Genomic DNA, 15,640 nt, shown 5'->3' on the forward strand with positions numbered 1-15,640 from the left:
CGGTGTGCTGAAGAAACGCGAGCTTTCCCAGGACAAGTCCGCGCGCGCCATGTACGGACTTCGCTGGGTGAGCTCGCGCTCAGCGGTCGTGCATCAGTCGCAGGCTCGTGACGGTCAGCATGTCGGTCGCGCTGCGGAAGTTCTGTTCGATCGGGCTTTCTTCCGCCGCCTGAAAGAACGCCTTGCACTGGCGCACGCCCGCGTCGTCGAGCGCGAGGATGCGATCGGTGAGGGCGTCGGCGTCGCTGCGCAGCGCAGCAGGCTCGCAGACCTGCGTGATCAGCCCCGCCTGCAACGCGGCGGCGGGCGTCAACGTGTCGCCGAACAGCACCATCGGAAACAGCGTCTTCGGCAAGGCGTAGCGGCCCACATAGGCCATGATCGCGGCGGGCGGCAAGCCCTTGCGCATCTCGGGAAATGCGAGCGTCGCGCGTGACGACACGAGCGTGAAGTCGCACAGAATCGCGAGTCCGAAGCCGAAGCCGTGCGCATCGCCATCCACTTCCGCTATCGAAATCATCGACGTGCCGCGCACGAGGCGCTTCAGTTCAATCAGCCGCGCGACTTCCGAACGGATCGACACGGCATCGCGCCCGGCGCGCTCGCGTCCGGTGCAAAACACGTTGCCGGTCCCGCGGATGCGCAGCACACGCGCGCTCGGCTCAGCGGCTTCGCTGCGTAACGCCGCCGTCATTGCCTCGAACATCAGGCCGGAAACCTCGTTACCTGCGTCCGGGCGATTCAGCGTAAAACTCAGCACGTCGCCCGTTCGCTCGATCAAAACCGGCTGCGGGAATGAACTGCGATCCATAGCTTCTCCTGTATCGACCGGCGTGGACGCTTCAGCGCTTACGCCTGTGTCGTGCAAGTCATTGCGGGTGTATAATCTGTATACAGCGTATTCACATGATCACGAGGTGTCAATGCCTTCCAGTAAAACTGCAATGAAAACCGCCGAAGCCGCCGCACCGAAGCAGGCGAAAGGGGCACACGCAGGCGCACATTCGCTTGACAAGATCGCGAGCAAATATCACTCGCGCATGCGCACCGTCGATGCAACTAGTGACTCATTGAGCGAAGGCGTCGTGGTGCCCGCGTTGCGCGAGGCGATCATCGAGGGCGTGCTTGCGCCGGGCAGCCGTCTTTCAGAAGTGCAGGTCGCGAAGCAGTTGAACGTAAGCCGCACGCCGATGCGCGAGGCGTTCGCGCAACTCGAACGCGAGGGACTGGTGACGGTGCTGCCGCGTGTCGGCGCGTACGTGCGTGCCGTGACGCTGCGTGACGTCGAGGAGATTTACACGGTGCGCGCGGCGCTCGAATGTCTTGCCGTACAACTCGCGTTGGAGCGCATCACGACGCTCGGCACCGCGCAACTCGACGACGTGATCGAGGCGATGCGAATGAGCGTCGATGCCGGCGATCCGGTGGGTTACGTCGAAGCGCTAGACCGCTTCTACACAATCGTGATGACGATCGCCGACAACCGCACGCTGCAGGACAGTCACGCAGGATTGATCGGACCTGTGCGCCGCTTGCGGCGCATTGCGATGGCGCGTGGCGGCCGTATGCAGGCGTCGTTCAGTCAATCGGTCAAAATTCGCGATGCCATTGTTAACCGCTCGTCGAACGTGCAGGAGTTGATGCGCGAACAGCTGGCCGGCGCGTGTCGTGCCGCGCTGGACGTGCTGAACGACGCGAGCGAATAGTCAAGGAAACGAGTCATGCTTAATACGCAAACCACCCGCATTCTTGCGCGCTATAAAACCTGGGCCGACAACGTGCTATTCGATTGCATCGAAGCACTGCCGCCCGATGAAGCCGTCAAAACGCGGCAGACTCTGTTCAAGTCGATGATCGGCACGCTGAATCACATTTACGTGGTCGATCTGATCTGGAAGGCGCACCTCGAACGCAAGGAGCACGGCTTCACGGCACGCAACGTGGTCGTGCATGCCGATCTGCGCGACCTGCGTCGCGCGCAACAGGACATGAACGCGTGGTTCGAACGCTGGGCGGATGAACAGACTGACGGGTCGCTGGCTGAAGTGCTGTCGTTCGCGTTCATATCAGGCGAGCGTTCGGCAATGTCGCGCGGCGCGATGTTCATGCATCTCGTGAATCACGCTTCGTATCATCGCGGGTGGGTTTGCGAAATGTTCTTCGACGTTCCCGCCAAACCGCCCGCTACCGATCTGCCTGTTTTTCTTACGGCCCATCCGGAGTCCAGTTTCTCGCCCCCTTCCCCCGCGTCACACGATCAGGTGAACGCGTAGTACGAGGTGGCCTGGCAAATCGACCGGACGCACGCTTGTAAAAGCGTGCGTGCGCAGGGGAGGGTGTGCTTGGGTTGACACAGTAAGACTAGAACTGATGCCGGATTCCGACACGAGCGACCGCTTGATGACGATTCGAAGAAGGCGACAAATCGGCGATGTTCGCGACCGCCGCATGCCCGGTCGAGTCGTCTCCGCTCACCGTCTGCCATGCGCCTGAAATATAGACATCGGTGCGCTTGGACAGCTTGTGATTCACACCGGCGGAGAGCTGATTGTATTTGGCGCCCCCAATGGTTTCAGTCACTGCGTTCCCCTTCAGGAAGTTGTAGGCCGCTCCAACCGACCAATCCGGGGCAATCAGATACTGCAGGCTGACTTCCGCGTCGTTGAAATCCGCACTGCTTTCGCTCAGCGCGGCAATGTTCGAATAGCGAATGTTCGAATAGGTCGCGCCCACGACGACGTGTCCGAACGTATATGAACCGCCTGCCGCTACGACCTGGTACGTTCTTGCCGATGCATAGCCGCTGTAGATCGGGCTCGCGGTTAGCCCGTTCGACGTCGCTGTATCGGTTGGGTTGCTCCCGAACAAGGACGCCGCCGGATTGTTGACGTGTGAATATGCCACGGACATGCCGAGCGGACCCCTCATGAAATGGGCTCCGAAAGAGTAGGCCTGGTTGGTTGCAAGCGAGCCTGGCACGCCGCCGAAGCTATAGAGACTTTCGAATCTTAAACCGCCGTAGTCGGGGCTTTGGTACTTGATCGAATTGTTCTGGCGACGTGTGAAGTTGAAATTGTCGAGGTCACCGGGATGTGCGGCGTGATCCGAGCCAAGATTTGAATCGCCGAACTCGTATATTCCGACGTAGTCGATGACGGGATCATATTGCCGCCCGAGCGTCACGGTGCCATACCGGTCGCTCGACAAACCGACAAAGGCCTGTCGGCCAAATTCATCGCCTCCTTGCGCGAGATTTCCGGTGTTGAGTTCAAAGCCGCTCTCGAGCGTGAAGATTGCTTTGAGGCCGCCGCCGAGATCTTCGGATCCTTTGAGTCCCCAACGGGACCCATTCAGACCGTTGTTGGCATCGAGCCGAAACAGCCTGCCGCCGCCTTTGCTGCCGGCAACAGGCGCGTTGCTGATTGCTTCGAAGCCCTCATCAATGATGCCGTACAACGTAATGCTGCTTTGCGCATGCGCGGCAGGGACAGATACAACAAAAGCACACGTCACCAGGACTTTTTTCATTAACGAACTCGCAGGATGCCGGCGTCGCCCGCAGCGCGTGGAGAGCGCAAGCAGGTCCGACAATGCCGAAGCGGAAGAAAGAAAAATCAAAGGCAATGGACGAAACGAGCGCCGGCCCAATTTATTCCGCAGACTTTTCAGAAAGTGAGTCAGTGACAGTTCGATCAGTACGTCAGCTTCCCGGCTCGACCTGCATCGGCCGTTCGTGCTTGTCCAGATGCAATGGCTCCTTGCAGACGTCGACTCATAAAAAACTTTGCAGCGAACGGAATGTTTGTGCAGGGACTGTGTTTGCACCTTCGTACACCAGAATCCAGCGCCCGCTTGCAGTCGTACGCATCGACGGGATGATTGACTGGGTATGGCTCGTCTTTCGACTCGCCATTGCGGCTGAGCGAAATTCGCGAATCTCATCCTTCACATACCTCGGAGAAGTCTCATGAAGTTGAATTCGTTTGTCCTGGCCGGTTTCGCCTGCGCCGCGCTGCTGAGTGCAACGACGTCATTCGCGCAGAACAGCACCGCTGCTTCGTCCGCACCGATCAAGAACGTCGTGCTGGTTCACGGGCTGTTTGCAGACGGTTCAAGCTGGGGGAAGGTGATTCCGCTGCTTCAGGCAAAGGGCCTGCACGTGACGGCGGTGCAGAATCCGACGACCTCGCTCGACGCGGACGTGGACGCGGTCAAGCGCGCACTTGCGCAACAGGATGGCCCGACGCTGTTAGTCGCGCACTCGTACGGCGGGATGGTGATCAGCCAGGCTGGCGATGATCCGAAGGTGGCCGGTCTCGTGTACATTGCCGCGCGTGCGCCGGATGCCGGCGAGGACTATCCGGCACTGACGAAGAAATTTCCGGCCGCGCCCGCATCGGCGGGGCTTCAGTGGTCGGCCGACGGCTACGGCCAGCTATCCGAGCAGGCATTTTTGAAAGACTTTGCCGGCGATCTGCCGAGGGCTGAAGCAGAGAAGTATTATGCGGTTCAGCAGCCGATTGGCAAGGCGATCACGATGGCGAAGACGACCGTCGCTGCATGGCACGACAAGCCGACCTGGTATGCGGTGTCGACTGAAGATCGGACCATCAACACCGATCTGGAGCGCTTCATGGCGAACCGCATGCACGCGCATACGATCGAGCTTAAGTCGAGCCACGTGTCGCTGCTGTCGCATCCGACTGAAGTGGCAAATCTGATCCTCGAAGCGACCGGCGAGCAGAAGTAAGGCGACGCTTGCAGACAGGCCGGTCATCGCCCTAGATAACAGATCCGTAATCCGCTTGACGCTCGCCGGTCAGAATCATCCCGGCAGAATCGTCCCATCGCGTCGTTCACGGGACGCTTGTTCAAAGCATAGCGGGAAAATCACGATGATCGGTCCACGTTCTGTCAACATGTTGCGCGCCGGCTTGCGTCCGCTTTCGGTTGCGGCGCTCGTCGGTTTCGCGAGTACCTGTCATGCACAATCCGCAGTGAGTGTGCATGACACTGCCAATGGGACGGAGGCTCCGTCCATCGCAACCTGTGTCGCGTGCCACGGCGCATTGGGCGCCGGCACTGTAACCGGTGGGCCGCGGCTCGCCGGCAAAGATCCGGATTATCTCGCGCACGCATTGTCAATGTTCAAGGCGGGTACGCGCGCAAGCGCTGTCATGCAGACGGTTGCACTCACTCTTTCCGATAGCGAGATACGCGAGCTCGCAAATTTTTTCTCGAAGCAGGACCCGCCGCTTGCCGAAGGTGCGCCGCCGCAACAAAGCCTGGTGCTGGCCGGCAAGCAACTTGCCGAGATGGGTGCGGGATCCGGCATTCCCGCCTGTTTCAGCTGCCACGCGGCCGGCGGCAAAGGCAATGGCGCGCGTTTTCCGGGCATTGCAGGCGAACCGGCGGCGTTTGTCGTTGCCCGGCTACACGAATTTCAGGCGCGCGCGAAGGGGAAAACGCCGGCGCCGGGAACAATGACAGCCGTCGCGGCCACGCTGAACGACGCACAGATCGAAGCGGCTGCGGCTTACCTTTCGGTGATCGGACCTTGACCTTGACGACCGGCAACGCGTGATCTGCGCGTCAGCATTGCGTCGATTGGCGTTGCAACTTAACGGCTAACAGCGTTTGCGATGGGTTTTCCCGCGCCGCAACCCATTCCCTTTGTGTTGAATACATATGCAATTTATCGTGTGGAGTAACGTCGCCGTGATATCGGGTCTGGTCGTGGCGCTTGCCGGCTGCGCCATGAGTAGCGACGGCTCAAATTTGAGTGCAGCGCAGAATCCGCAGCTACCTGAATCCTATCCTTGCCAAAGCTTGCACGTTAAGCCGATGACCTGTCCACCCGGATAGGAAGGCACCGACCGCGTTGGCTATCTCGTCGGTGGCGACGCGTGCGGATGGGGGCAGGGGAGCCCGTTTCGGCCTGTCGCCGATCCTGACTGCAACGGCTTCCATTCCCGCCTGAGAAGCCCATACACGCGGGAATCCGATACCTCGCCGTCCACAATGCAATCTTCTCGCAGTGTGCCTTCGCGGACAAACTGGAGCTTCTCCAGCACGTGGCCCGACGCCGTGTTGCGCGTGTCGGTCTCGGCCTGAACACGGTTCAGGTCCAGCGTGTCGAAGGCCCACTGCAACAAAGCGCTTGCGGCTTCGGTGGCGAAGCCTTGGCCCCATGCCGTTTCATCGAAGCAGTAGCCCATCTTCGCGCTGCGGTTGTTTGGATCCCATTTCATCAAACAGCACCAGCCGATGAATACACCGTCGACGGCACGCTCGATGGCCAGCCGCGCGCCGGTGCCTTCCTGCTCAATCTGCCTGCAAACCGCGATGAAGCGCTCTGCTTGCGCGCGCTCCTTCCAGGGCGGTGCGTCCCAGTAGCGCAGCACGCGCGGATTGCTCTGCAGTGCGTAGATGGAGTCCGTATCGGCCTCCGTGAAAGGGCGCAATAGCAGGCGAGGGGTATGCAGTGTCGGGCTTGGCAAAGACATGAGCGTATGTGTGTGTTGGTCAAGCACGGTGTGCACAGCGTTTTCGAGCCAAGATGTCCCGAAAGGAGAGGTGCCAACTAACTGCAGAAATCTTTGCGGAGATACGCAATGACCGCCCCTGTCAGCGTGATGCTGTGCAATTCCTCAGGCGATGCCAGATGCGTGGCGATAATCTCACGATTATCAAGCCGCAGCTCGGGTATGCAATCGAGGTGCAGTTCAAAGAAATGCACGCGGTCTCTTCGCCCGTCCCAGGTGCCATAGACGCTGCCTGCAGGGAGTAGTGTGTATGACGGCAGACCAATCTCCTCTTCCATCTCGCGCTGCGCCGCGGCATCAGGCGTCTCACCGGGATGGACACTGCCGCCGGGAAAATTCCACTCGGCCCGGTACGACGACTTCACAAGCAAGAGCGCCTGCCCGACGTAGATTGCGACTAGCGCGCCCTCATGGTGAGGCCGCCGAAGGTGCCACCAGGCGCGAGCGAGCGGGTATGCGATGCGAAGTGCGATGCGCCAGAGAGAGTCGATAAGCATAGCCGGTCGCACCCGTTACCTGAGGTAGTAGAAGTCGATGGATGTCGCATTGTCGCCAACTTCTGATCAGCGGTCCAGCGACCGTAAGGTCGCTGTCGCAGATCACCCGGTCACACGAGGGGAATGTAGATGTCGGTTTGCCACTGATCCTGCGGCGTTTCCGGAAAAATGCTCAGATAGTGAAAGAACAAGGGATGGTCCCGAAGTTCCTCTCCGCTTGCAGGAAGCCAGTCGCGATAGATCGGATAGATAGTCTCGCCGACGTGGTCGGTCGATCCGGTATGCCGAACCACGGCACATCGGCCGCCCGGAATGACGAGTTCGCGGATACCGTAGGCGTTCGACGCGACCGGCTCGTCGATTTCTCCGCAGATATCGAAACGAAATGCATCGGCCGGTGTCGTGTCCGGGTTATTGCGCGGGATACCAAAATTTCTGCTCGACGCAACCGGAGATTGCCCACTTTGCTTGCGCCAGTCGATGAACTTGCGCACGCTCTCGTTGACGAGCCCAGGCGGTCCGCAGTGTTCAAGCGCGGCGACGCGGGTTTCAGAAAAATCGACAATTTTTACTTGCATGGTGAGTTTCCTTGAAAGATAGGGAACGACAAAAGTCGCACTCCAGATCTGCCAGTTCGGATGCTGCCGAAACGAACTCGGCGCCGTGCCGAACGCGCGCTTGAATGCGCGACTGAAGGCTTCGGGACTGTCGAAGCCCGCGTCGAACGCGGCGTCGAGCACCGAGCAGAACTCACGCGAAGCCAGTCGGTGGGCAGCCCGACGCAAGCGCATCAGTTGCACGTAGCGTGCGACCGGCACCCCCACATAGGCGGCAAACTGCCGATGAAAATGGAACTTCGAGAAGTTCGCAATGCGACTTAGCGCTTCCACTGACAGGTCGCCATCGAGGTTCGTTTCGATGTACGCGAGTACGGCATTGAAGCGCTTCGTGTAAGCATGAGTGGCGTCAACATGAGCTTGCATGGTCTGGGTATCTGGATTGTGCGACTGGCGTTATGGTCGCTCATGGTCGAAACATCGCGCCTAGCCGTTCTTGCTCAATCTCCGGACTACGGAAACTCGCGGAGATGCCTGCCTGTCACGGGTGATAGACTTTTCTACGCACCTCGGTGCGTAGCTAACCGAACAACGCCGCGCGAACAACGCCGCGAACAACGACATCACAATCTATTCGGAGCCATCGCATGATCAACGAACGACATACGGTCACCCGTGCCAGCCCCTTGTCCGCAGACGGGTTGTGGATCCCCGAAGGTCCGGGTAAGTGGTCGCGGCCGCTGCGCTTCCTGAAAGATGGCCGCGGCTGGGTGGAACTGATGCGTCTGGAACCTGGTATCAAGCTCGGCCTGCACCGTCATACCGGTGAAGTGCACGCTTTCAACCTTGAAGGACAGCGTCGCCTCTGTACTGGCGAAATTGTCGAACCCGGCGACTACGTGCATGAGTCTACCGGCAACGTCGACTGGTGGGAGGCGGTCGGTGACAAACCACTGGTCGTGATGGTGGTGGTGATGGGCACTGTCGAGTATCTTGGCCACAATGGCGAGGTCAAACTCCGCATCACAACCGCCGATCGCCTTGCCGATTATCAACGCTACTGCACCGAGGCGGGCATCGAGCCGCAGGATCTGCTCGAGCGCTGAGCACGGCGCCCCAGCGTGCAGATGCAGGCGCTCATGTCCTCCTGGCGCCTGCGGTCTTCAGCCATCAGTTGAGACCGTGACAGACTCCCAGTCACGGATCTCATTTCCCAACGCGGACAACTTATCCCTCACGAGCCCGAGTGCATCGCTACCGAGCAAAAGATGCGTGGGAGGGTGGTCCGCGGCGATTGCTGCCAGCATCGCGCGTGCCGCCTTTGGGGGATCCCCCAATTGCTTGCCGCTCTTCTCTTCGCGCGCTTTGCGGATGGGCTCAAAGATCGAGTCGTAGTCCGCGATCGAACGGGGCGTTCGCGTCATCGAGCGACCCGCCCAGTCGGTGCGGAACGAGCCTGGCGCGACGGCTGTTACGGCGATGCCGAAAGACTTGACCTCTTTGCCAAGCGCCTCAGAAATGCCCTCCAAAGCGAATTTGCTTCCGCAGTAGTAGGTGATTCCGGGCATGGTGATATGGCCGCCCATCGACGTGATATTCAGAATGTGGCCACGTCTGCGCTCGCGCATGAAGGGCAGCACGGCTTTCATCATGGCGACAGCGCCAAACACGTTCACATCGAACTGTCTGCGCATCTCCGATAAGGGCGATTCTTCCATGACGCCTTCGTGTCCGTAGCCGGCGTTGTTGACCAGAACGTCCACGGGTCCGACGGTCGCCTCAATTTCCGCCACGATGCCGTCGATGGCATCGAAGTCGGTCACGTCAAGTACACGTCCAAAAGCAGCTGTCGCGGACAGAGATTCGAAATCACGCTTTGCTTCCGCGCTTCTCACCGTACCGACGACTTTGTGTCCCGCCGCTAACGCCTCTCCCGCGAGTGCACGGCCGAAGCCACTGCTGACGCCGGTGATGAGCAGAATTTTGCTGGATGCCATTGAAGCTTCTCCCAAATGGTGTCTGGAGAATGCATACTAGTCTGAGGGACGAGGCTGGCTAAGCCATATTCCGCTATTTTTCTTGCCTAAAACTATGAGTATGAAGCGGACCTCCACGCACAATCCGGATCTTTCCTCGGGAACCCAGAAACGCATGATTGCGTTGCTTCGCGCGTTGGCACCGCAGGAGGGCTACAACCTCACAGCGCTGCCGAGCGTGCGGATCTTGCGTTCAAACCGGCCTCTGTCACGCACGCCGGTTCTCTACGACCCCGGCATCGTGATCGTTTGTCAGGGCCGCAAGCGAGGTTATTTTGGCGACCAGCTCTATCTGTACGACGAGCGTCACTACCTGGCCGTGTCCGTGCCTGTTCCGTTCAGCATGGAAACGGAGGCAAGCCCTGAGCGCCCGCTGCTCGCGCTGTACCTGCACCTCGATTTCACATTAGCCGCTGAACTCGCCGTACAGATCGATCGTGAAGGCGCAACTGAACACGTGCAGGCGCCTCAGAGCATGATGTCGACGCCGATGGATGACGCGATGCAGGCGTCCGTGTTGCGCTTTCTTGAGGCGATGCATCGCCCGCTCGAAGCTGCTGTGTTGGGACCTGGCCTGCTGCGCGAAATCTATTTCCGTGTGCTCACCGGAAAGCAGGGAAGCTCGATGCGCGAGGCTTTGGCGATGAAAGGGCAGTTCGGCCGGATAGGCAGATCACTGCGCCTCATCCATGCCGGCTACGCGCAGCCGCTGGACGTGATGCAGTTGGCAGAGGAAGCGGGAATGAGCCTTCCGAGTTTCCACAGCCACTTCAAGACAATCATGCACGTTTCGCCGATGCAGTACGTGAAGTCAACACGTTTGCATCAGGCCCGCCTGTTGATGGTCCGTGAGGATTTGACTGCGGAGGGCGCGAGCCACGCAGTGGGTTACACGAGCGCGTCCCAGTTCAGCAGAGAGTTCAAGCGGCTTTTTGGCTTGACGCCAGCGGCGGAGGCGAAGCGTATGCGTGAGAGCTTTGCTGTTCCGGCTGCGTTCGATGATGCGATGTACGTTTCGTCGCACTAGCGCGCGCATAACGACGAAGATCAGGTACCTGGTCCGCAATGCCGCCCTCAAATTCCATCGCCCTTCCTATTGCCGCCTGCCGCGACTAAGCCAGCCATCGACGGAGAACGGTCCCGATCCCCCCATCATTAGCGCGGCAAGGCACGCAAGATAAAGCAGATCGGTCTCGTAGCCCGGCGGACCGAACTGCGGGCCGGCTGACGTGACGGCCATCAGCTTGATCGACAAGAACCCGTATGGAAGATGCACAGTCAGCGTCGCAACCATCAGCACCGCGATCATTGGCAGACTGACGAGCGGCACGAATGCGCCGGCGATGACCGCGAGACCCCCGACCAGTTCGATTGCGATGGTCGCCCACGCCATGAAGTGTGGTGCCGGCACACCGAGCGCGCGCAAAATTCCAGCAAATGCATCCGGATGCTTGACGATTTTTGAGTAGCCGTGCGCCATGAACCCGTAACCGACGATCAGCCGCAATGGCAACGGTGCCCATCGCGCGAGGCTCCAGTGGTCCGTCAGCCAGGTGGGATCGGTGAAACGAAGCAGGTAGCGGACAGTGTTCATGCGCAAGGCCTCCTGATAAACGTTAGCAAAGAACAACGGGCGATGCAGGTGGGGTATGCATCGCCCGCTCTCTTTGTAGTTCGTCAGGGATGGATGCGCGGTTACAGTGAGGCTGAATATTTTTTTCTTGGCACGCGCCTGCGTTCGCTGTTGCCGGCCGCCTGCTGGTAACAGCCGGCTCAGAGAGGGCATGCCGATCCTCTTTGTTGAACTGAGGGTCAGCTTTGCGCGGCGAGTGGACGTTTGCGAACCGGCGACGAGGAGCCGCTCAGGACCGAACTCAGCCGGACGATGAGCGGCTCAGTTCGCCCCACATGGGACATGTGGAGGCCCCGTTAGCGGACATTCACATCTGATTCTGACGTCGACACGCGTGCAGAATTTCGTTAACCGCAAATGCGTCTCTCACGCTCTGCACATTCTGCAAGACACACACGTGATACGACCTTTCGCGAGGTAAAAGCAGCGCGCCGTTTCTGTAAAGCGCATCGCACGAGTCTCTGATCGCGCCCGCCGCCATGCGACTCTGGCTGTTTCTCAGCGAGAGCAGAATGCATTGATCGTAATCTGGATTGTCGTTACCGAGCGCCAGCGCTGAAAGCGGCGAGGCAAGCGTGATCGAGAGAAGCAGATAGGCGACGTTGCGCATGGTTCTGGACGAGACGCAAGGATAAGGGCAGGTACCAATTGTCGGCGATCTCCGCGTCGATGTCGAATGCCTCTTCCTGGCCGAACAGCGCCTTAGGGCCTTCGATTGCGCCGAAGCGTGCCTCCGTAGCGGGCCGATATTCTCCATAGCCACGTCGTCAGGATTATCGCGGCCCTCTGCAGTTCCAGAAAACGCGGCGACGGGTGCGGTCCCAGGGCAGGAGAGAACAGACGTTTTCTGCTTATTAAGCACAAGTGTGCACGTAACTGGCATAGGGCTGACCCCGCACAGCGTAAAGCGCCGATTTTAGTCGAAACTTAGGATGAAAAATCGCCAGAGATTCTCCAACACCATACTCGATGCGTGATGGATCTTTCGCGCATCGTTTTCTCTCGGATTCGGCCATCAAGCTCAGGGCGTTATGCTGCGGCATCAGCAAGAAACATCTCGCGCAGTGTGGGGCATTAGCCCTTACCCACCCGAACTGATGATCGAGATCGCGGCGATCGCTGAAATTCCTCGCTCCCGGTTTCGCCAACCCGAGCGGGGCGACCGGGTGTTACGTGAGTGGCCTCTAACTCCTAATGTTCCAGCTGTGACTCGACGAATATTCAACGTGCCGGCGTCACACTTTTCGCAGGATTGCCGGTGCTTCCGGCGCGCCGGACTCGGGGCTGCATGCCGCTCTGGCAGTGGCGCGTTGAACCGCTGGCTTGGTGGTCAGTTCACGTATTGCAATGAAGAACTCAAAGCCTTTGTCGTTCTCACGCGTCACCTGAAATCCAAGCTTGCGATGGAAAGCGATAGACAACCGGTTGGTTTTGTAGACATGACTTTTTAGCTCGCCGATCCCTTGTTCACTCGCCAGCTTCGCCATCTTTGCGAGCAGCTCAGTCATAACGGCATACGTTCGATACAACGGATGCGTACCAAACGCGCCAACGAACCAGCAAGCACCTGAATGCGGTCGAAGCATTGCATAGGCAACGAGTTTGCCTTCCCGCCGCACTGAGCACACCTCGCTGACCTCCAGGGACTTTCGCAACTGGACTCGGTGCTCATCAACATCGAAGGTATCACCAGCCTGCTCGGTGTGTTCGCGTAAGGTCAGCGCGTCAAGCGCGAGGAGTTCGTCGATAGACGGCAACATAGCAGGGATCTGGGCTATATGAAGACAATTCTCAAGAGTACTTCGAATCAAAATTCTCGCCAATTCACTTTGCTTTTATGGTTGATCGTTCTTGGTCGGACGCTGACAGATTCGGTTCGACCCATATCGGCCATACGGTGGCTGAGATTGCTCGCCCGCTAGTCGCCTTCGCAGCATTACCGCGGCAGCGCTGCTACGAAGGCAAGCGTGTTGGAAAGGTCACTGGATGACGTTGACGAGGCTGGTATGCGCGGCCACCATAGCGCAACGCCCGACCAGACAGAGTACGCCTTGGAGTGGCTTGGCCTGCTCTCGAATGGATGGTCGCGGGCGCCATTAAGAGCTTTCAAGGGGATATCATGACTGAGCGCGATAAGGTGTTTGCGGGTTCGATCCCGAAGTTCTACGACACGCTGATGGTCCCCCTAATCTTCGAGGCCTACGCTGCCGACCTGGCGGAGGTTGTTGCAGTCTTCGCGCCCGGCTCGGTGCTTGAAACGGCGGCCGGCAGCGGCGTGGTCACGCGGGTGCTTGAACCAAAACTTTGCGCTGGCGCGCGGTACGTGGCGACCGACCTTAACCAGCCCATGCTCGACTATGCCGCTACCAGGCAGGGGGCCGATAGCCGTATCGAATGGAGGCAGGCGGACGCGCTCGACCTGCCGTTCGAAGATGCATCGTTCGACGTCGTTTGCTGCCAGTTCGGCGCGATGTTTTTCCCCAATCGGATCGTTGGCTATGCCGAGGCGCGTCGCGTGCTGAGACCCGGCGGGCGCTTTGTCTTCAATGTCTGGGACCGTATCGAAGAGAACGCCTTTGCCGACGAAGTCACCAACGCCGTCGCCACTGTGTTTCCGCACGACCCTCCGAGATTTCTCACCCGCACGCCGCACGGCTATCACGATATCGCGCTGATCCGAGAGGAGTTGAGCCGCGCAGGTTTCGCCGACATCGAGATCGCGACGCGCGAGAAGGTGAGTTGCGCGACCTCGGCACGCGCCGCCGCCGCCGCTTATTGCCTGGGAACGCCGCTGCGCAACGAAATCGAGGCGCGCGACGCCGGCTTGCTTCAACTGACGACGGACCGAGCGACGGAGGCGATTGCCAACCGTCATGGCGAAGGCCCGGTGGTCGGCAAAATTCAGGCGCATGTGATCGTGGCGGCGGGATAGTGGAGTCTCGGAGCAAGGCTGTTGCAAGCCCGATCGGCATGTGTACGGCAAGCTAGTGATAGTTAACAAAGTTGATGATGTCATTGAGGAACCACGGCAGGATCAACTGCGTATCGGGATCGCTGACACCGACGCTGAGTCTAGGTCGCTTTGGGGTGGAGCCACCAGGCGTCGCACCGTTGGTAGAGTGCAGAATGTAGGTATCCGTGTCGGCCGGACCTGGCCCGGCGGTCTGATTATTCGTGGGCGACCATGTCGAGGTGCAGCCGGCGGTGAGCAGGGCGAGGGCCGCTGCGAAGCAAAAACGTCTCATGATGGCGTGAACTCCAGCAACGTGGCTTTGACAATATGGCTGATGACGACTTCGGCACGGTACGTGGACGGATCTTCAAACGTAACGCGTTTTCTGCGCGGTGATGACGAAGCCGGCAAGTCAGGCTTCAGTCAATGCTGGTCATCGAACCCGGGCGAACCCAAGTAGCCGGCCTAGCGCAACACCTTACGCATCTTCGGACCACCTCCAGTACTACCTAATACGGCAACCACGGCGTCAATAAGCGGATTATCCCGACCAGTACTCCAGGCCACAGCCGTAGTCACCACACTTACATTTTCCTTGAGCGGGCGAAACACAACATTCTCAGGAGCCAGCTTCTTCAGCGAAGCCGGCACCAGAGCGATGCCTTGCCCGCAGCCCACGAAAGCAACCTGGGAAGCCACCGAACGGACCTCGTGCAGTATTCGCGGAGAGAACCCATTGGACCGGCAAGACGCCACCAGGCTATCGAAGTACACCGGGCTTACCTGCCGCGAAAACATGACGAAATCCTGATCCGTGAGCGACGCCAGCCTGATGCGTGAAGCTCCAGCCATCGCATGGTCACGATGCATGGCCACCGCCAGCCGATCCTGGGCCAGCGGCAATGACTGAATCGTCCCGCCAAGCTCGCCCTCCAGTCTGGCGAAAGCCAGGTCAATGTCACCGGCCTCGAGCGCTGGAACGGCCTCCACACTGTCGATCTCTTTGACCGATATCGTGAGTTGCGGGTACTCGGACTTTAGCCGCTCGACCAGCGGCGGCAGAACATCCAGCATCGCAGACGAAATCGCCCCAATTGTCAGGACGCCACTCCGTCCAGCGACCGCCTCGCGCACCGAGAGCTCAAGTCGCTCAAGCTGTTCCGCGAACTTACGCACTGCAGGCAGGATCGCAGCGCCAATCGGCGTAAGTTGCGTTCCACGCCGGGAGCGCTCGAACAGCTTCACCTTCAACGCCTGTTCGAGCGCCTGGATCTGCTCAGTCAGCGGCGGCTGGGACATATCCAGGCGCCGTGCCGCACGCCCGAAGTGCTGTTCCTCTGCAACGGCCAGGAAGAGCCATAAATGACGGATAAGCCGGAAGTTGATCATGATTGACTGATAGGTTTGACGTATCGAAAG

18 protein-coding genes are annotated in these 15,640 nt (G+C 59.4%); 7 read left to right on the forward strand and 11 right to left on the reverse strand.

All coding sequences use genetic code 11. The annotated features are described in order from the left end of the window. Positions 1-79 precede the first annotated feature (79 nt). Entirely contained in the window at positions 80-811 is a 732-nt protein-coding gene (locus M0D66_RS08155) for an enoyl-CoA hydratase/isomerase family protein (RefSeq protein WP_266210523.1), read from the reverse strand. Between the two features lie 112 nt (positions 812-923). On the opposite strand from M0D66_RS08155, the gene M0D66_RS08160 reads away from it, so the two are divergent. Together M0D66_RS08160 and M0D66_RS08165 are read left to right on the forward strand one after the other, a co-directional pair. Continuing rightward, positions 924-1,706: a GntR family transcriptional regulator gene (locus M0D66_RS08160; RefSeq protein WP_200653325.1), complete on the forward strand. Its 783-nt coding sequence runs from the start codon at positions 924-926 to the stop codon at positions 1,704-1,706. Between the two features lie 15 nt (positions 1,707-1,721). After that, positions 1,722-2,273 carry a DinB family protein gene (locus tag M0D66_RS08165; RefSeq protein WP_266210524.1) on the forward strand — a complete coding sequence of 184 codons (552 nt, stop codon included), beginning with the start codon at positions 1,722-1,724 and terminating at the stop codon, positions 2,271-2,273. A gap of 88 nt (positions 2,274-2,361) precedes the next feature. Here M0D66_RS08165 and M0D66_RS08170 read toward each other — a convergent pair whose 3' ends face one another. Beyond that, complete coding sequence (locus M0D66_RS08170) at positions 2,362-3,528, reverse strand: porin (RefSeq protein ID WP_093646106.1); 1,167 nt, start codon at positions 3,526-3,528, stop codon at positions 2,362-2,364. 439 nt (positions 3,529-3,967) lie between these two features. On the opposite strand from M0D66_RS08170, the gene M0D66_RS08175 reads away from it, so the two are divergent. Together M0D66_RS08175 and M0D66_RS08180 are read left to right on the forward strand one after the other, a co-directional pair. Next, positions 3,968-4,750, forward strand: coding sequence for an alpha/beta hydrolase (locus M0D66_RS08175; RefSeq protein ID WP_266210525.1), 783 nt, complete (start codon positions 3,968-3,970; stop codon positions 4,748-4,750). 145 nt (positions 4,751-4,895) lie between these two features. Continuing rightward, positions 4,896-5,561, forward strand: a complete 666-nt coding sequence (locus M0D66_RS08180) for a c-type cytochrome (protein WP_266210526.1) — start codon at positions 4,896-4,898, stop codon at positions 5,559-5,561. Between the two features lie 324 nt (positions 5,562-5,885). Here M0D66_RS08180 and M0D66_RS08185 read toward each other — a convergent pair whose 3' ends face one another. From M0D66_RS08185 to M0D66_RS08195, 3 genes are all read right to left on the reverse strand, one after another. Next, positions 5,886-6,506 carry a GNAT family N-acetyltransferase gene (locus tag M0D66_RS08185; RefSeq protein ID WP_266210527.1) on the reverse strand — a complete coding sequence of 207 codons (621 nt, stop codon included), beginning with the start codon at positions 6,504-6,506 and terminating at the stop codon, positions 5,886-5,888. A 77-nt stretch (positions 6,507-6,583) separates the two neighbouring features. Continuing rightward, positions 6,584-7,042 (reverse strand): NUDIX domain-containing protein, encoded by a 459-nt coding sequence (locus M0D66_RS08190; RefSeq protein WP_266210528.1) that lies wholly within the window; start codon positions 7,040-7,042, stop codon positions 6,584-6,586. A gap of 110 nt (positions 7,043-7,152) precedes the next feature. Continuing rightward, the gene (locus M0D66_RS08195; protein WP_266210529.1) at positions 7,153-8,025 is read right to left on the reverse strand and encodes a GyrI-like domain-containing protein; all 873 of its coding nucleotides are present in this window, start codon (positions 8,023-8,025) and stop codon (positions 7,153-7,155) included. Positions 8,026-8,246: 221 nt separating this feature from the next. On the opposite strand from M0D66_RS08195, the gene M0D66_RS08200 reads away from it, so the two are divergent. Then, entirely contained in the window at positions 8,247-8,705 is a 459-nt protein-coding gene (locus tag M0D66_RS08200; protein WP_200619167.1) for a cupin domain-containing protein, read from the forward strand. 57 nt (positions 8,706-8,762) lie between these two features. Here the strand turns inward: M0D66_RS08200 and M0D66_RS08205 are convergent, their stop codons facing one another. Beyond that, positions 8,763-9,596, reverse strand: coding sequence for an oxidoreductase (locus M0D66_RS08205; protein WP_266210530.1), 834 nt, complete (start codon positions 9,594-9,596; stop codon positions 8,763-8,765). Between the two features lie 94 nt (positions 9,597-9,690). On the opposite strand from M0D66_RS08205, the gene M0D66_RS08210 reads away from it, so the two are divergent. Next, positions 9,691-10,662 (forward strand): AraC family transcriptional regulator, encoded by a 972-nt coding sequence (locus M0D66_RS08210; RefSeq protein ID WP_266210531.1) that lies wholly within the window; start codon positions 9,691-9,693, stop codon positions 10,660-10,662. Positions 10,663-10,728: 66 nt separating this feature from the next. Here M0D66_RS08210 and M0D66_RS08215 read toward each other — a convergent pair whose 3' ends face one another. From M0D66_RS08215 to M0D66_RS08225, 3 genes are all read right to left on the reverse strand, one after another. Next, the gene (locus M0D66_RS08215; RefSeq protein ID WP_266210532.1) at positions 10,729-11,229 is read right to left on the reverse strand and encodes a DoxX family protein; all 501 of its coding nucleotides are present in this window, start codon (positions 11,227-11,229) and stop codon (positions 10,729-10,731) included. A 346-nt stretch (positions 11,230-11,575) separates the two neighbouring features. After that, on the reverse strand, positions 11,576-11,878 hold the full coding sequence (locus M0D66_RS08220; RefSeq protein ID WP_266210533.1) for a VF_A0006 family four-cysteine protein: 303 nt from the start codon (positions 11,876-11,878) through the stop codon (positions 11,576-11,578). Positions 11,879-12,503: 625 nt separating this feature from the next. Beyond that, the gene (locus M0D66_RS08225; RefSeq protein WP_200619176.1) at positions 12,504-13,028 is read right to left on the reverse strand and encodes a GNAT family N-acetyltransferase; all 525 of its coding nucleotides are present in this window, start codon (positions 13,026-13,028) and stop codon (positions 12,504-12,506) included. Positions 13,029-13,387: 359 nt separating this feature from the next. Here M0D66_RS08225 and M0D66_RS08230 point away from each other — a divergent pair, with 359 nt between their 5' ends. After that, positions 13,388-14,200 carry a class I SAM-dependent methyltransferase gene (locus M0D66_RS08230; protein ID WP_266210534.1) on the forward strand — a complete coding sequence of 271 codons (813 nt, stop codon included), beginning with the start codon at positions 13,388-13,390 and terminating at the stop codon, positions 14,198-14,200. Between the two features lie 52 nt (positions 14,201-14,252). Here the strand turns inward: M0D66_RS08230 and M0D66_RS08235 are convergent, their stop codons facing one another. Both M0D66_RS08235 and M0D66_RS08240 read right to left on the reverse strand, forming a co-directional pair. Then, positions 14,253-14,513: a hypothetical protein gene (locus M0D66_RS08235; protein ID WP_266210535.1), complete on the reverse strand. Its 261-nt coding sequence runs from the start codon at positions 14,511-14,513 to the stop codon at positions 14,253-14,255. Positions 14,514-14,686: 173 nt separating this feature from the next. Then, entirely contained in the window at positions 14,687-15,610 is a 924-nt protein-coding gene (locus M0D66_RS08240) for a LysR family transcriptional regulator (RefSeq protein ID WP_266210536.1), read from the reverse strand. Positions 15,611-15,640 lie beyond the last annotated feature (30 nt).

Source organism: Paraburkholderia sp. SECH2 (assembly GCF_030464795.1).
Classification (GTDB): Bacteria; Pseudomonadota; Gammaproteobacteria; order Burkholderiales; family Burkholderiaceae; genus Paraburkholderia; species Paraburkholderia aspalathi.

Coding starts and splice junctions, on each gene's coding strand:
- M0D66_RS08155 (WP_266210523.1), bottom strand. CDS start 811: ATGGATCGCAGTTCATTCCCGCAGCCGGTTTTGATCGAGCGAACGGGC.
- M0D66_RS08160 (WP_200653325.1), top strand. CDS start 924: ATGCCTTCCAGTAAAACTGCAATGAAAACCGCCGAAGCCGCCGCACCG.
- M0D66_RS08165 (WP_266210524.1), top strand. CDS start 1,722: ATGCTTAATACGCAAACCACCCGCATTCTTGCGCGCTATAAAACCTGG.
- M0D66_RS08170 (WP_093646106.1), bottom strand. CDS start 3,528: ATGAAAAAAGTCCTGGTGACGTGTGCTTTTGTTGTATCTGTCCCTGCC.
- M0D66_RS08175 (WP_266210525.1), top strand. CDS start 3,968: ATGAAGTTGAATTCGTTTGTCCTGGCCGGTTTCGCCTGCGCCGCGCTG.
- M0D66_RS08180 (WP_266210526.1), top strand. CDS start 4,896: ATGATCGGTCCACGTTCTGTCAACATGTTGCGCGCCGGCTTGCGTCCG.
- M0D66_RS08185 (WP_266210527.1), bottom strand. CDS start 6,506: ATGTCTTTGCCAAGCCCGACACTGCATACCCCTCGCCTGCTATTGCGC.
- M0D66_RS08190 (WP_266210528.1), bottom strand. CDS start 7,042: ATGCTTATCGACTCTCTCTGGCGCATCGCACTTCGCATCGCATACCCG.
- M0D66_RS08195 (WP_266210529.1), bottom strand. CDS start 8,025: ATGCAAGCTCATGTTGACGCCACTCATGCTTACACGAAGCGCTTCAAT.
- M0D66_RS08200 (WP_200619167.1), top strand. CDS start 8,247: ATGATCAACGAACGACATACGGTCACCCGTGCCAGCCCCTTGTCCGCA.
- M0D66_RS08205 (WP_266210530.1), bottom strand. CDS start 9,596: ATGGCATCCAGCAAAATTCTGCTCATCACCGGCGTCAGCAGTGGCTTC.
- M0D66_RS08210 (WP_266210531.1), top strand. CDS start 9,691: ATGAGTATGAAGCGGACCTCCACGCACAATCCGGATCTTTCCTCGGGA.
- M0D66_RS08215 (WP_266210532.1), bottom strand. CDS start 11,229: ATGAACACTGTCCGCTACCTGCTTCGTTTCACCGATCCCACCTGGCTG.
- M0D66_RS08220 (WP_266210533.1), bottom strand. CDS start 11,878: ATGCGCAACGTCGCCTATCTGCTTCTCTCGATCACGCTTGCCTCGCCG.
- M0D66_RS08225 (WP_200619176.1), bottom strand. CDS start 13,028: ATGTTGCCGTCTATCGACGAACTCCTCGCGCTTGACGCGCTGACCTTA.
- M0D66_RS08230 (WP_266210534.1), top strand. CDS start 13,388: ATGACTGAGCGCGATAAGGTGTTTGCGGGTTCGATCCCGAAGTTCTAC.
- M0D66_RS08235 (WP_266210535.1), bottom strand. CDS start 14,513: ATGAGACGTTTTTGCTTCGCAGCGGCCCTCGCCCTGCTCACCGCCGGC.
- M0D66_RS08240 (WP_266210536.1), bottom strand. CDS start 15,610: ATGATCAACTTCCGGCTTATCCGTCATTTATGGCTCTTCCTGGCCGTT.